A 14,087-nucleotide genomic window follows, 5' to 3' on the forward strand; every position below is an offset into this window, starting at 1 on the left:
GCCGCCAACCTCAGTCGCCGTTCGCCTCGCGCTCACGGGTCTTGCGCAGCGCCTTTTCCTCGAGCCCCGAAAGGCCCTCGCGGCGTTCCAGTTCCGCCAGGACATCGGCGGGGCTCAAATCGAAATGCGAAAGCGTCACGAGACAATGAAACCACAGGTCGGCCATCTCGCCCACAAGCGCTTTCGGCGCGCCGCCCTGACGCACGTCCTTGGCGGCCAGCACGACTTCGGTCGCCTCCTCGCCCACTTTCTTGAGCACCGCGTCGTCGCCCTTGTGGAAGAGGCGCGCGACATAGGAAGCGTCCGGGTTGCCGCCCTTGCGGCTGTCGATCACCGCCGCGAGGCGCAGCAGCGTGTCGTTGGTGTTCAGTTGCGTCATTTGTAGATGTGTTCGGGGTCTTTCAGCACCGGATCGACGGCGACCCAGCGGCCTTCGTCGACGGTGCCTTCGAATTGCTGGAAAAAGCACGAGTGGCGGCCCGTGTGGCACGCGATGCCCGAGACCTGCTCGATCTTGAGCAGCACGACATCTTCGTCGCAGTCGAGGCGGATGTCGCTCACGTGCTGCACGTGCCCCGACTCCTCGCCCTTGAACCACAGGCGCTGACGCGAGCGCGAGAAGTACACGGCGCGACGCAACTCGACCGTTTTCGCGAGCGCCTCACGGTTCATCCACGCGAACATCAGGACGTCGCCGGTGGTGGCTTCCTGCGCGATCACGGGCACGAGGCCGTTGGCGTCCCAGTTGACCTTGTCGAGCCAGTTCGCGTTGGCGAGGTCGCTCGCGGAGTTGCCGGTTTGCGTATTGCTCATCGCGTCAAATCCTCACCGAAATGCCCTGGTCGGCCATGAAGCGTTTGGCCTCGCCAACCGTGTGCTCGCCGTAGTGGAAGATGCTCGCCGCCAGCACGGCGTCGGCATGGCCTTTTACGATCCCGTCCGCCAGATCCTGCAAGCCGCCCACGCCGCCCGATGCGATCACGGGAATGGGCACCGCGTCGGAAACCGCGCGCGTGAGGTCGAGGTCGAAGCCGCTCTTCGTGCCGTCGCGGTCCATGCTCGTGAGCAGGATTTCGCCCGCGCCCAGTTCGGCCATTTTGCGCGCCCATTCCACGGCGTCGATGCCGGTGGCCTTGCGGCCGCCGTGTGTGAACACTTCCCAGCGCGAAGTTTCGCCCGGCGCCGAGGTACGCTTCGCGTCGATGGCGACGACGATGCACTGCGAGCCGTATTTGTCGGCGGAATCGCGCACGAGCTGGGGATTCGCGACGGCCGACGAGTTCATGCTGACCTTGTCGGCACCGGCGTTGAGCAGGCGCCGCACATCCGCCACGGCGCGCACGCCGCCGCCGACGGTGAGCGGAATGAAGACCTGGGAAGCCACTGCCTCGATGATCGGCAGGATCAGGTCGCGCTGGTCGGAGGTCGCGGTGATGTCGAGGAAGGTGAGTTCGTCGGCGCCCTGGTCGTCGTAGCGGCGCGCGATTTCGACGGGGTCGCCCGCGTCGCGCAGCTCGACGAAATTGACGCCTTTCACGACGCGCCCGGCGGTCACGTCGAGGCAGGGAATAATGCGTTTGGGTAGAGCCATGATCTTGCCGAAGTTGCCAGTCGGTTTGCGTCCGGTGAGCGCCCTGCCTGAGCAGGCTGCCGCACCCGGTTCGGGCGTAGCGCGCTTTCACCACGCGAGAGCCCGGCATCTGCCGGCCTTTGGCGTGTCGAACTGCCCATTGTCGCGCGCTTTTGCGCCGTGTCGCGAAAATATCCTGCGCGAGCGCCATCCGAAGATGATGGCGCAGCGCCAAAAACAAAAGGCCTCCACGTAACGGAGGCCGACGTTCGGCGCTTTACGCGTCGTCCGATTCGCGCAGGCTGTCTGCGCGCGTTTGCGCGGCGGCGAAATCGAGGTCGCCCGAATAAATCGCGCGCCCGCAGATCACCCCTTCCACGCCTTCGTCCTCGACCTCGCAAAGTGCGTCGATGTCGGCGAGATTCGAGAGGCCGCCGCTCGCGATGATCGGAATCTTCACCGCGCGCGCGAGGCGCACCGTGGCTTCGATGTTGATGCCCTGGAGCATGCCGTCGCGGCCAATGTCGGTGTAGATGATCGACTCGACGCCGTAATCCTCGAACTTGCGCGCGAGATCCACGACTTCGTGGCCCGTGAGCTTGCTCCAGCCATCGGTGGCGACCTTGCCGTCCTTCGCATCGAGGCCGACGATGATATGCCCCCCGAATGCCGTGCATGCTTCCTGGAGGAAGCCCGGATTCTTGACGGCGGCAGTGCCGATGATCACGTAGGAAAGGCCATCGTCGAGATAGCGCTCGATGGTGTCGAGGTCGCGGATGCCGCCGCCGAGCTGCACGGGGATCTCGTCGCCCACCTCCGCGATGATTTCGCGGATCGCGTCTTCGTTCTTCGGCTTGCCTGCGAACGCACCGTTCAGGTCGACGAGGTGCAGACGGCGCGCACCCCGCTCGACCCAGTGTCGGGCCATGGCCGCCGGTTCCTCGGAGAAAATCGTCGCCTGGTCCATATCGCCTTGCTTGAGGCGAACGCAGTGACCGTCTTTGAGATCGATGGCCGGAATCAGCAGCATAGCTTCGGGTGTGTCTGGGAATGAGGTTGAAATCTGCGGCGCCGGCGGAAAAGAGGCCCGATCCGACGCCGATTCGCTAGTTTAGTACAACTCTTTCGGCGGCCTTGCTGATGTACATCGAAGGCCGCGGCGCTCGCGCGCGAAGACGGCCGCGAAAGCCAGCGCCGCAGGGAATCAGGGGTTCCAGTGGACGAAGTTGCGATAGACGCGCAAGCCCGCAGCGGCGCTCTTTTCCGGGTGGAATTGGGTGGCGAAGATGTTATCCCGCGCCACCGCCGAGGTAAAGGCCGCGCCGTACGGCGTTTCGCCCACGGTGTGCGCCGGGTCAGCCGGCACCACGTAGTAGCTGTGCACGAAGTAAAAGAAGCTTTCGTCGGGCACGCCTTCCCACAGCGCGTGGGCGCGCGCCTGGCGCACGCGGTTCCAGCCCATCTGCGGAACCTTGAAGCGCGAACCGTCGTCCTGCAGCTTGCCCTCCAGATCGAAGCGCACGACCTTGCCTGGCAGAAGACCGAGGCCCTTCGTATCGCCTTCCGCGCTCCAGTCGAACAACATCTGCTCGCCCACGCACACGCCCATGAGCGGCTTGGTGCGCGACGCTTCGAGCACGGCATCCTGCAGGCCCGACTCGGCGAGGCTGCGCATGCAGTCGGGCATCGCGCCCTGTCCCGGCAGCACCACGCGGTCGGCCGCACGGATCGCCTCGGGACGCTCGACGATGGCCACGTCGGCTTCCGGCGCGGCCTGCCTCAGCGCCTGGGCCACCGAACGCAGGTTGCCCATCCCATAATCCACAATCGCAATTGAAGTTTTCATCTCGATTCCGGCCTGCTCGTGAGGCCCTGCCCTCGGCTGTGCGGGCGCGCGCGCGCCGCGATGTGCCCTGATCTGCCTTCAAAGCCGTCAATGTACGCCAGTCGGCGCGCGCAAACCATTAGCCGGACGGCCAACATTGCGCTTGCCACGTGTGCGCGACAACCCGATGCGGCGCGCGTGCGGCAAAGCGCTCATGTACCCGGTCCGCCCGACGCGGCTCGCCTGCTGGTCGCTGAAAGGCCCGCTTGGACGCTTAGAGGCTGCCCTTCGTCGACGGAATCTTGCCCGCCTGACGTTCGTCCAGTTCGGCGGCCTGGCGCAGCGCGCGGCCAAACGCCTTGAACACGGTTTCCATCTGATGGTGCGCGTTGAGACCGCGCAGGTTGTCGATGTGCAGCGTCACGCCGGCATGGTTCACGAAGCCGCGGAAGAATTCGATCGACAGGTCGACGTCGAACGTGCCGATGCGCGCGCGCGTGAACGGCACGTGGAATTCGAGGCCCGGACGTCCCGAGAAGTCGATCACCACGCGCGAGAGCGCCTCGTCGAGCGGCACATAGGCGTGGCCGTAGCGGCGAATGCCCTTCTTGTCGCCGATGGCCTGCGCCACGGCCTGCCCGAGCGTGATGCCGACGTCTTCCACCGTATGGTGGTCGTCGATATGCGTGTCGCCATGCGCCTCGATGTCCAGATCGATCAGACCGTGTCGTGCGATCTGGTCGAGCATGTGGTCGAGAAACGGCACGCCGGTCGCGAGCTTTTGCTCGCCGGTGCCGTCCAGATTGAGTTTCACGCGGATTTGCGTTTCGCTGGTGTTGCGAACGACTTGCGCGACGCGCATGGGAATTTCCTTCAAACAGCCCGTAACAGGAGAATGGGAGAACGAAGCATCGGCTTAACGGAGCACGAGCTTCAGGGCAGCGAGCAGTTTGGCGTTTTCGTCGGGGGTCCCAACGGTCAGGCGCACGCAGTTCGCCAGCAATGGGTGCATTTTACCCACGTTTTTGATCAGGATCCGGGCGGACAGCAGCGTGTCGAAAACCGCGGCCGCGTCGGGCACGCGCACGAGCAGGAAGTTGCCCGCGCTTTCGAACACCTGAGCACCGGGCAGCTTCGCCACTTCGGCCGCCAGCGCCGCACGTTCGGCACGCAGTTGCGCTGCCTGCGCGTCGAGCACGTCGAGGTGGTCGAGCAGCAGGTCTGCCGCCGCCTGCGTGAGGACGTTCACGTTGTAGGGCGGCCGCACCTTGTCGAATTCGTTGAGCCACGACGGCCGCCCGGCGAGATAGCCGAGGCGGATGCCCGCGAGTCCGAGCTTCGACATCGTGCGCATCACGACCACGTTGTCGAACTCGCCCGCGCGCGGCATCCAGCTTCGCATCGCGAACGGCTGGTAGGCCTCGTCGATCACCACGAGGCCCTTCGCCGCCGCCGCGGCCGCGATCACGCGCTCGATGTCCGCCTCGGCGAACAACGTGCCCGTGGGGTTGTTGGGATACGCAAGCCAGATCACGGCGGGCGTGTGCTCCGCGATCGCCGTGAGCATCGCCTCGAGGTCGAGCGTGAAATCGGCCCTGAGCGGCACGCCGACGAATTCGACCTGCGCGAACTTCGCCGACATCGCATACATGACGAAGCCCGGCACCGGCGCGAGCACCTTTGCTCCCGGCTTCGCGCACGCGACGGTGATCATGCTGATGATCTCGTCCGAGCCATTGCCGAGCAGCACGTCGCAGTCGGCCGGCACGCGCATCGCGCGCTTGAGCTTCGCGATCAGCGCCTCGGGGCGCGGCGCGGGATAGCGATTGAGCGCGACGGCCGCGAGGCGTTCGCCTAGTTGCGCCGCAAGATCGGCGGGCAGGGGAAACGGGTTTTCCATGGCGTCGAGCTTCACGAATCCGGCAGCGTCGGGCACGGGGTAACTCGTCATCGCGAGCACATCGCGACGGATGATGTCTTGTGGTGTCGTCATGTTCAAAGGCGGCTCGCGCAAGCGGCTCCGCCAGCACGGGCAGCTCGGAAGGCCGGCTGCCCTGGTTATCGTCGTGGTCTCTGCTGCGTGTGGGGCAATCTGCCGGGCACAGTGCGGCTCATGCCTGCAGTTCCCGTAGTTCCTGCCGTTCCTGCGGTTACGCCCCGCCTTTTCGCGGGGCTTGCCGCGGCGCAGCGTCTCCATGCTGCACGGCGGCGTCACTCGACTACGCTTCGCACGGGCGATGCTGCCTGCCGGCAAGGCAGGCCCACCGCGCCAGGAGGCGCGGGATCTGGCTTTAGCCCTGCCTCATCCGGAATTCGGCGCTGCGCGCGTGGGCCTGCAGGCCTTCGCCGTAGGCAAGCTCGGCTGCGATCTCGCCGAGCGTCTGTGCGCCTTCGGCACTGACCTCGATGAGGCTCGAACGCTTGATGAAATCATAGACGCCGAGCGGCGACGAAAAGCGTGCGGTACGAGACGTAGGCAGCACGTGATTGGGTCCCGCGCAGTAGTCGCCCAGGCTCTCGCTCGTGTAGCGGCCGAGGAAGATCGCGCCCGCGTGGCGGATCTCGGCGCCCCACTTCTGCGGCTCCAGCGCAGAGATTTCGAGGTGCTCGGGAGCGATCTCGTTGGCGATGGCGCAAGCCTCGGCCATGTCGCGCACCTTCACGAGCGCACCGCGGTTGGTGAGCGACGTGGCGATGACTTCGGCGCGCGGCATGCTGGGCAGCAGTTCCTGGATGGCTTCCTCGACGCGCCTGATGAAGCCTTCGTCCGGGCACAGCAGGATCGACTGGGCGAGCTCGTCGTGCTCGGCCTGCGAGAACAGGTCCATGGCGACCCAGCGCGGGTCGGTCGTGCCGTCGCACAGCACGAGGATTTCCGAGGGGCCCGCGATCATATCGATGCCGACCGTGCCGAACACGCGGCGCTTGGCCGAGGCCACGTAGGCGTTGCCCGGCCCGCAGATCTTGTCGACGGCCGGAATCGTGTCCGTGCCGTAGGCGAGTGCGGCCACGGCCTGCGCGCCGCCGATCGTGAACACGCGATCGACGCCGCCCAGCAGCGCTGCCGCCAGCACGAGCGGATTCTTCACGCCGTCCGGCGTGGGCACGACCATGACGATTTCGCGCACGCCCGCCACCCGCGCGGGAATGGCGTTCATCAGCACGGACGACGGATACGCGGCCTTGCCGCCGGGCACGTAAAGGCCCACGCGGTCGAGCGGCGTGACCTTCTGGCCGAGCACCGTGCCGTCGGCTTCGGTGTATTGCCAGCTATGCGAGCCGCACTCGATGCGCTGCTTCTCGTGGTAGCCGCGCACGCGCGCCGCCGCCGCTTCGAGCGCCGCGCGCTGCTTGGGTTCGAGGCTCTCCAGCGCCGCTTCGAGTTCGGCGAACGGCAGCTCGAGCGCCGCGACGCTGGTGGCGTCAAGGCGGTCGAAACGGTTCGTGAAGTCGAGCACGGCGGCGTCGCCGCGCGCCTTCACGTCGGCGAGAATCTGGGCGACGGAGCGCTCGATCGCCTCGTCCTCGCTCGCCTCGAAGGCGAGCACCGCGTGCAGCGCCTTTTTGAAGCCTGAGGCGCTGGAATCGAGTTTGCGCATCGTGATAGCCATGCTGGTATCCATCCGTATCGGTTGTGCAGGCGGTGCTCGACGCCCGCCTGCTTAAGCAGCCTGCTCGCGGCGCGACGCGCGTTCGAACGCGTCGATGATGGGCCGCAGCGCCGCGCGCTTGAGCTTGAGCGCCGCCTGATTCACGACGAGGCGCGACGAGATCTCCATGATCTCCTCGACCTCGACCAGGTTGTTCGCGCGCAGCGTGCCGCCCGTGCTGACGAGGTCGACGATGGCATCGGCGAGGCCGACCAGCGGCGCGAGTTCCATCGAGCCGTACAGCTTGATGAGGTCGACGTGCACGCCCTTGGCCGCGAAGTGCTCGCGCGCGGCTTGCGTGTACTTGGTCGCCACGCGCAGGCGCGCGCCCTGGCGCACCGCGCTCGCGTAGTCGAAGCCCGCCTTCACGGCCACCGAAAGACGGCAGCGCGCGATGTCGAGATCGATCGGCTGATAGAGGCCGCCGCCGCCGTGCTCGAGCAGCACGTCCTTGCCCGCCACGCCGAAGTCGGCCGCACCGTACTCCACATAGGTGGGCACGTCGGTCGCGCGCACGATGATCACGCGCAGATTCGGGTCGGTGGTCGGCAGGATCAGCTTGCGCGAGGTTTCCGGGTCTTCGGTCACTTGCACGCCCGCGGCGGCGAGAAGCGGCATCGTCTCTTCGAAAATGCGGCCCTTCGAGAGCGCGAGCGTGAGCGGCGCGCTGGCCGCGGCCGCCGGCGTCGGCTTGGACTCGACCGTGCTCATACCGCACTCCCTTTGATGCGCTTCACGTTCGCGCCGATCTTCGTGAGCTTCGCTTCCATGCGGTCGTAGCCGCGGTCGAGGTGATAGATGCGGTCGATCAGCGTTTCGCCATCGGCGCACAGGCCCGCGATCACGAGGCTTGCCGAAGCACGCAGATCGGTTGCCATGACCTTCGCGCCCGAGAGCTTTTCCACGCCCGTCACGAGTGCCGTCTTGCCGTCGATCGTGATGTGCGCGCCGAGGCGGTTCAGTTCCTGCACGTGCATGAAGCGGTTCTCGAAGATCGTCTCGACGACCTGCGAGGTGCCGTCCGCGATCGCGTTGAGCGCCATGAACTGCGCCTGCATGTCGGTCGGGAACGCCGGATATTCGGAGGTGCGCACGTTCACGGCGCGCGCGCGCTCGTCCATGCGCACGCGCATCCAGTCTTCGCCTTCCTCGATCGTCACGCCGGCTTCGCGCAGCTTGTCCGTGACGGCGTCGAGGATGTGCGGACGTACGTGGCGCAACGTGACGTCGCCGCCCGCGGCCGCGACCGCGCACAGGAACGTGCCCGCTTCGATGCGGTCGGGAATGACGGTGTGGCGCGCGCCGTGCAGCTTGTCCACGCCCTGGATGACGAGGCGGTCGGTGCCGATGCCCTCGATCTTCGCGCCCATCGCGACGAGCAGATGCGCGAGGTCGCCCACTTCGGGCTCGCGCGCGGCGTTCTCGATCACGGTCTCGCCCTCGGCGAGCACGGCGGCCATCAGCAGGTTTTCCGTGCCGGTGACGGTGATCATGTCGGTGACGATGCGCGCGCCCTTCAGGCGCTTCGCGCGCGCCTCGATGAAGCCGTGCTCGATGTTGATCTCGGCGCCCATCGCCTGCAGGCCCTTGATGTGCTGATCCACGGGCCGCGCGCCGATCGCGCAGCCGCCGGGCAGCGACACCTTCGCCTCGCCGAAGCGCGCGACGAGCGGGCCGAGCACGAGGATCGAGGCGCGCATGGTCTTCACGAGTTCATACGGCGCCACGAGGTTGTCGACGTTCGAGGCGTCGAGCTGCACGCGCGCGCCGTCCTGCTCCGTGCGCACGCCCATCTGGTTGAGCAGCTTGAGCGTGGTGCGCACGTCCTGGAGGTCGGGCACGTTGTCGAGATGAACGGGTTCGGCGCTCAGAAGGCCTGCGCAGAGAATGGGCAACGCAGCGTTCTTCGCACCCGAAACAGCCACTTCCCCTGCGAGCCTCTGCCCGCCGACGATGACGAGTTTATCCATGCCTGAGATTTCCTGATCGGTGCGCCCGGCTTGCGGGTTCGCTTCGTGGGTCGCTTGGTGTTGAGCAGCGCCGCTTGCTGCGGCGCTTTTATCCTGGGTGATTCGCACTGAGATTCCAGATTATGCGTTCTGCCATTCGGCGGGCGTGAGCGTCTTCATGCTGAGCGCGTGGATTTCCTCGCGCATGCGCTCGCCGAGCGCCGCGTAGACGAGCTGATGGCGCTGGATCAAGCGCTTGCCGTCGAATGCTGAGGAAACGATCGTCGCGAAGAAGTGCTGGCCATCGCCTTCGACTTCGAGGTGCTCGCACGCGAGCCCTGCCGAGATGTACTGCTTGACCTGTTCCGGTGTCGGCAACATGAGTATGGCTCCTGCCTGATAGTGCGCTAGTGGCGCAGCTTGTACCCGCTCGCGAGCAGACGCATCGCGAACGCGGCCAGCGCCACGAAAAACACGAAAACGATCGAAAGGCTCACGAGCGGGTTGATGTCGGACAGGCCGAAGAACCCAAAGCGAAAACCATCGATCATGTAGAAGAACGGGTTGAGTCGCGACACCTCGCGCCACACGGGCGGCAGCGTATGCGTCGAATAAAACACGCCCGAAAGAAACGTGAGCGGCATGATGAGAAAGTTTTGAAACGCCGCGAGCTGGTCGAACTTCTCCGCCCAGATCCCGGCGATCAGGCCGAGCGTACCGAGGATTGCCGAGCCGAGCACCGCGAAACCGATGATGTACAACGGCGCGGCGAAGCTCATCGGAATGAACCAGATCGTCACGACGAACACGCCCGCGCCGACAGCGAGGCCGCGCACGATCGAGGCGAGCACGTAGGCGCCGAACATTTCCCAGGCTGCGAGCGGCGGCAGCAGAACGAATACGAGATTGCCCGTGATCTTCGACTGGATCAAGGACGACGAACTGTTCGCGAAGGCGTTCTGCAACACGCTCATCATCACGAGGCCGGGAACCAGGAAGCTCGTGTACTCCACGCCGGGATAAACCTCGACGTGGCCGCGCAGCGCGTGCCCGAAGATCGTGAGATAGAGCAGCGCGGTGATGACGGGCGCGAGAACGGTCTGGAAGGCGACCTTCCAGAAGCGCAGCACTTCCTTGTAGAACAGCGTGCCGAATCCACCACGCCAGGCGCTCATGCGAGACCCTCGACCATTTCAGGACCGTTCATCACCTGCACGAAGACATCCTCCAGATCGGCCTTGCGCACTTCCACTTCTTCGAGCTTGCAGCCATTTGCGCGGCACGTCGCGAGAATGCGCTCCACGTCGTCGTAGCTCGCGAGGCGCAAGAGGTGCTGGCGCGCGTTGACATTCGACGGATCGACTTCGAGCGCGCGCAACTCGGCGGGCAGCACGCCTTCCGAGAAGCGCAAATAGAGCTGCGTGCCAGCGAAGCGCTGCAGCAGCGTGCTCGTGCGCTCCAGCGCGACCATCTCGCCGCGCCGCAGCATGGCGATGCGATCGCACAATTGCTCGGCTTCTTCCAGATAGTGCGTGGTGAGCACGATGGTGTGCCCTTCGCGATTCAGGCGCGAGATGAATTTCCAGAGCGTTTGACGCAGTTCCACGTCCACGCCGGCGGTGGGCTCGTCAAGCACGATCACGGGCGGACGGTGCACCAGCGCCTGCGCAACGAGCACGCGCCGCTTCATGCCGCCCGAGAGTGCGCGCATGTTCACATCGGCCTTCTCGGTGAGATCGAGATTGGCCATGACCTCGTCGATCCACGCGTCGTTGTTGCGCAGACCGAAGTAGCCGGACTGGATGCGCAGCGTCTCGCGCACGGTGAAGAACGGATCGAACACCAGTTCCTGTGGCACGACGCCCAGATTGCGGCGCGCGTTGCGGTAGTCGGAGACGACGTCGTGGCCGCGCACGGCGATCGAGCCCTCGTCCGCGCGGGCGAGCCCGGCCAGAATGCTGATGAGCGTCGTCTTGCCCGCGCCGTTCGGGCCGAGCAGCCCGAAGAACTCGCCGTCTTCGACCGTGAAGCTGACGCCCTTGAGCGCCTGAAGCGCCTTGTAGCGCTTCTTGACGTTGCGGATTTCTATGGCTGGCATGACAAATACGCCGCCCGTTTGCGAACGGCGCGGCTCAAGAGTGCATCGATGCTGCGGGGAAGACCGGAATTGGGGACGGCTTATGAGGCCGGCTTTGCCGTCTCCGCGCACGGCTTTTACACCGGTGCTATTGCGCCGAGGCAGCGCCCAAAAAACGGTTGATTATAGGCCAAGTCGGAAACCCCGGCCTGGCCCTGGAATGAGGAAGCGTCGGTCTGGTTGCGCGGCGGCTTGCCGCCCGGGCGCTTCGCGTCCGGCCAGGCGACTCGCGTCAATGTCGCTCGTGCAGGAGCGTGTCGACGCCATAGGCGCGCGCGAGGGACGCGAGCGCGGGAGGCAGATTGAGCACGGCGAGGGCGGCGCCGCGTTCGCGCGCGGCGCGCTGCCACGCGATCAGCACGGCGAGCGCCGACGAGTCGAACTGCGTGAGCGCCGTGCAGTCCACTGCGGTTGCGCCCGCCGCGATCTGCTCGATCCCGGCCGCGAGCGCGGCATTCGCGCTCGCGTGGGTGAGGTTGGCGCCGGTGGCGAAGCGCTCGCTCACGAGGTCGCCTTGCCCGATGCGAGCTGCTGGTTGCGCTGCGTGAGGAACTGGATGAGACCGTCCACGCCGCCCTGCTGGATCTTTTCCTGGAACTGCTGCTGGTACGCCTGGATCAGCCATGCGCCGAGCACGTTGATGTCATACACGCGCCAGCCCTGGGCCGTCTTGTACAGGCGATAGTCGAGCTCGATCGGCTGGCCGTTGTTCAGCACCGTCGAACGGACCACGACGTCGGTGTCGTCAGGGTTCGCGCGGAACGGTTTGTACTGGATCTGCTGATCGCGCACCTGGGCCAGCGCGCCCGAGTACGTGCGGATGAGCAGCGTCTTGAACTGCTCGATGACCTGCTGCTGCTGTTCCGGCGTGGCCGTACGCCAGTTGCGGCCCATCGCCAGCTGCGTGGTGCGGCGGAAGTCGGTGTATGGCAGGATCTTCTCGTTCACGAGCTGCGTGATCTTGCTGAGGTCGCCACCCTGGATCGACTTGTCACCCTTGATCTGGTCCATGACCTGCTGCGTGATCGTCTTCATCATCGCGTCGGGATTGCTGGTGTCCACCGTCTGCGCGAACGCGCCGCCGGCAAACGAAAGAAACATCGCAAAGATCGGGTACAGAAAGAATTTTTTCATATCGAGTCCTGCTGGTTTGGGGACATGCGCCCCGGTGAAGCCAACGATATCACGCGAGTTCTATCTCGCTGTGTCAAAAACTGAGAGCAATCTGCGACAAGCGTTTCTGCTTGTTACGTCAGACATTTACGTCGGACGAATCGCCCGACGAGGCGCGTAGCCTCGCCGGGTGCAGCGCTCAACGCAGACGCAACATGCCCGGGATGCCGATGCGGGCCGGCGGGACCATCTGGTCGCCGGGGACCGTCGTCTGCGACGCGCCTTCCGGCGCGGCTGCGCCAGCCGGCCCTTCTAGCGTGGCCGGAGCGGTCGTTGCGCCGCCCGGGGACGCCGGCGGCATGCTGGCCGCGTTCGGTGCGGCGGCACGCGCGCTACCCGAGGCCGGAACCGCCGCTGCGGGAGCCGCCGATGCAGGTGCGGGAGCCGCGCCACCCGCCGCGCCCGTAGCCGCTGCGCCTGGCGCCGCGCCTTCGTCGACATCTTCGTACTTCGGCGGCGGTGCGCCGTCGCCGTAGTCCGGCAGGTTGTTGTCCGTCGAGCGTCCGTCCGAGAGCAGATAGCGGCGGCGCTGCAGATAGGCATTGCGGATGAACGAATAGCGGTCGATCGCCGCACCTTCGAGCAGGTCGCTCGCCCCCAGCAGATTCGCGCGCGTGCTCACCACGTTCAGGCCATAGAGGCCCCACGACAGCCCGGCCGGCTCGACATACGTGAGCGGATTGATGAAGTAGTTGGGCACGAGGCCGACGCCGTCGCGCACCGTGCTCGGGCCGAAGAGCGGCAGCACGAGGAACGGGCCGGGCGGCACCCCGTAGTGGCCGAGCGTGAGGCCGAAGTCCTGGTTGTGCTTGGGCAGCTTCGCGAGCGTCGCGACGTCGAAAAGACCGCCGACACCGAACACCGTGTTGATCACGATCCGCATGATGTCCGAAACGCCATCGGCGATCTTCAACTGCAGGAGGTTGTTCGCTGCGTTGTAGACATCACCGATGTTCGCGAAGAAGTTCGTCACGCTGTCGCGCACCGGCTGCGGCGTCACCTTTACGTAGCCCTGCGCCACCGGCTTGAGCGCGTACTGGTCAACCTTGTCGTTGAACGTGTACACCGTGCGGTTGAAGCCTTCCCATGGGTCTTCCTTCGACGGTGTCTGCACCGTCGAACACCCCCCGAGTGCAAGCGCGGCAACGCCGAGCGTAATGGCGCGCATGCGCATGGTCGTCATTCTTTTCTCCTTATTGGGCCGCCGAAGCAGCCGGCGCCTGCGCAGGTGCCGGCGCGGGCGCCGCGGCAGACGCTGCATCCGTGCTCGCGCCGTTCGGTGCGCTGTTGGGCGCGCCGTTGGACGCCTTGGCGGCGCCCGAATCGGCCGCCTTGCTATACAGGAACTGGCCGATCAGGTTTTCGAGCACGATGGCCGACTGCGTCATCGAAATCGTGTCGCCGTCCTTGAGCATTTCAGAGTCGCCGCCCGGCTCGAGGCCGATGTACTGCTCGCCGAGCAAGCCGGACGTCAGGATCTTCGCCGAGGTGTCCTTCGGAAACTGATACTGCTGGTCGAGGTTGATCGTCACCAACGCCTGATAGGTGTTGGAGTCGAAGCCGATCGACGCCACCCGGCCCACCGTCACGCCCGCGCTCTTGACTGGCGCGCGCGGCTTGAGCCCGCCGATGTTGTCGAACTTGAGCTTCACCGCGTAGGTGCGCTGGAACGACAGCGAACTCATGTTGCCCGCCTTCAGCGCGAGAAACAGCAGCGCGATAAAACCCAGCACCACGAACAGGCCGACCCAGAAGTCGAGAGCATTCTTTTTCATCGTCATCC

Annotated in this window: 17 protein-coding genes; all 17 read right to left on the reverse strand. The window is 65.6% G+C overall.

The features are described 5' to 3' along the window. Positions 1-10: 10 nt before the first annotated feature. Positions 11-379: a phosphoribosyl-ATP diphosphatase gene (locus tag BMI01S_RS21105; protein WP_028213287.1), complete on the reverse strand. Its 369-nt coding sequence runs from the start codon at positions 377-379 to the stop codon at positions 11-13. Next, the gene (hisI, locus tag BMI01S_RS21110) at positions 376-813 is read right to left on the reverse strand and encodes a phosphoribosyl-AMP cyclohydrolase (protein ID WP_028213288.1); all 438 of its coding nucleotides are present in this window, start codon (positions 811-813) and stop codon (positions 376-378) included. Before hisI ends, BMI01S_RS21105 begins: the two co-directional genes overlap by 4 nt. 4 nt (positions 814-817) lie before the next feature. Then, positions 818-1,591, reverse strand: coding sequence for an imidazole glycerol phosphate synthase subunit HisF (gene hisF, locus BMI01S_RS21115; protein WP_028213289.1), 774 nt, complete (start codon positions 1,589-1,591; stop codon positions 818-820). A gap of 256 nt (positions 1,592-1,847) precedes the next feature. Next, entirely contained in the window at positions 1,848-2,600 is a 753-nt protein-coding gene (gene hisA, locus BMI01S_RS21125) for a 1-(5-phosphoribosyl)-5-[(5-phosphoribosylamino)methylideneamino]imidazole-4-carboxamide isomerase (RefSeq protein ID WP_028213291.1), read from the reverse strand. Between the two features lie 174 nt (positions 2,601-2,774). Further along, complete coding sequence (gene hisH, locus BMI01S_RS21130; protein WP_028213292.1) at positions 2,775-3,416, reverse strand: imidazole glycerol phosphate synthase subunit HisH; 642 nt, start codon at positions 3,414-3,416, stop codon at positions 2,775-2,777. A gap of 253 nt (positions 3,417-3,669) precedes the next feature. Further along, on the reverse strand, positions 3,670-4,257 hold the full coding sequence (hisB, locus tag BMI01S_RS21135; RefSeq protein WP_028206573.1) for an imidazoleglycerol-phosphate dehydratase HisB: 588 nt from the start codon (positions 4,255-4,257) through the stop codon (positions 3,670-3,672). 54 nt (positions 4,258-4,311) lie between these two features. Beyond that, the gene (gene hisC / locus BMI01S_RS21140) at positions 4,312-5,388 is read right to left on the reverse strand and encodes a histidinol-phosphate transaminase (protein ID WP_028231682.1); all 1,077 of its coding nucleotides are present in this window, start codon (positions 5,386-5,388) and stop codon (positions 4,312-4,314) included. A gap of 298 nt (positions 5,389-5,686) precedes the next feature. Then, positions 5,687-7,006 carry a histidinol dehydrogenase gene (gene hisD, locus BMI01S_RS21145; protein WP_028213295.1) on the reverse strand — a complete coding sequence of 440 codons (1,320 nt, stop codon included), beginning with the start codon at positions 7,004-7,006 and terminating at the stop codon, positions 5,687-5,689. A gap of 51 nt (positions 7,007-7,057) precedes the next feature. Further along, entirely contained in the window at positions 7,058-7,756 is a 699-nt protein-coding gene (hisG, locus tag BMI01S_RS21150; protein WP_028213296.1) for an ATP phosphoribosyltransferase, read from the reverse strand. Then, positions 7,753-9,015 carry a UDP-N-acetylglucosamine 1-carboxyvinyltransferase gene (murA, locus tag BMI01S_RS21155; RefSeq protein WP_036019849.1) on the reverse strand — a complete coding sequence of 421 codons (1,263 nt, stop codon included), beginning with the start codon at positions 9,013-9,015 and terminating at the stop codon, positions 7,753-7,755. Before murA ends, hisG begins: the two co-directional genes overlap by 4 nt. A 120-nt stretch (positions 9,016-9,135) precedes the next feature. Then, positions 9,136-9,375, reverse strand: a complete 240-nt coding sequence (locus tag BMI01S_RS21160; RefSeq protein WP_028213298.1) for a BolA family protein — start codon at positions 9,373-9,375, stop codon at positions 9,136-9,138. Positions 9,376-9,401: 26 nt separating this feature from the next. After that, positions 9,402-10,169 carry an ABC transporter permease gene (locus tag BMI01S_RS21165; protein WP_028213299.1) on the reverse strand — a complete coding sequence of 256 codons (768 nt, stop codon included), beginning with the start codon at positions 10,167-10,169 and terminating at the stop codon, positions 9,402-9,404. Next, on the reverse strand, positions 10,166-11,092 hold the full coding sequence (locus tag BMI01S_RS21170) for an ABC transporter ATP-binding protein (protein WP_028213300.1): 927 nt from the start codon (positions 11,090-11,092) through the stop codon (positions 10,166-10,168). The genes BMI01S_RS21165 and BMI01S_RS21170 overlap by 4 nt, the downstream gene beginning before the upstream one ends. Before the next feature lie 271 nt (positions 11,093-11,363). Continuing rightward, positions 11,364-11,636, reverse strand: coding sequence for an STAS domain-containing protein (locus BMI01S_RS21175; protein WP_036019851.1), 273 nt, complete (start codon positions 11,634-11,636; stop codon positions 11,364-11,366). Further along, complete coding sequence (locus BMI01S_RS43105) at positions 11,633-12,265, reverse strand: MlaC/ttg2D family ABC transporter substrate-binding protein (RefSeq protein ID WP_028213302.1); 633 nt, start codon at positions 12,263-12,265, stop codon at positions 11,633-11,635. Before BMI01S_RS43105 ends, BMI01S_RS21175 begins: the two co-directional genes overlap by 4 nt. Positions 12,266-12,443: 178 nt before the next feature. Next, positions 12,444-13,487, reverse strand: coding sequence for an MlaA family lipoprotein (locus BMI01S_RS21185; RefSeq protein WP_028231683.1), 1,044 nt, complete (start codon positions 13,485-13,487; stop codon positions 12,444-12,446). A gap of 10 nt (positions 13,488-13,497) precedes the next feature. Next, positions 13,498-14,079 carry an outer membrane lipid asymmetry maintenance protein MlaD gene (gene mlaD, locus BMI01S_RS21190; RefSeq protein WP_028231684.1) on the reverse strand — a complete coding sequence of 194 codons (582 nt, stop codon included), beginning with the start codon at positions 14,077-14,079 and terminating at the stop codon, positions 13,498-13,500. Between the last annotated feature and the right edge of the window lie 8 nt (positions 14,080-14,087).

This window comes from Paraburkholderia mimosarum LMG 23256 = NBRC 106338 (genome assembly GCF_000739815.1).
Lineage (GTDB): Bacteria > Pseudomonadota > Gammaproteobacteria > Burkholderiales > Burkholderiaceae > Paraburkholderia > Paraburkholderia mimosarum.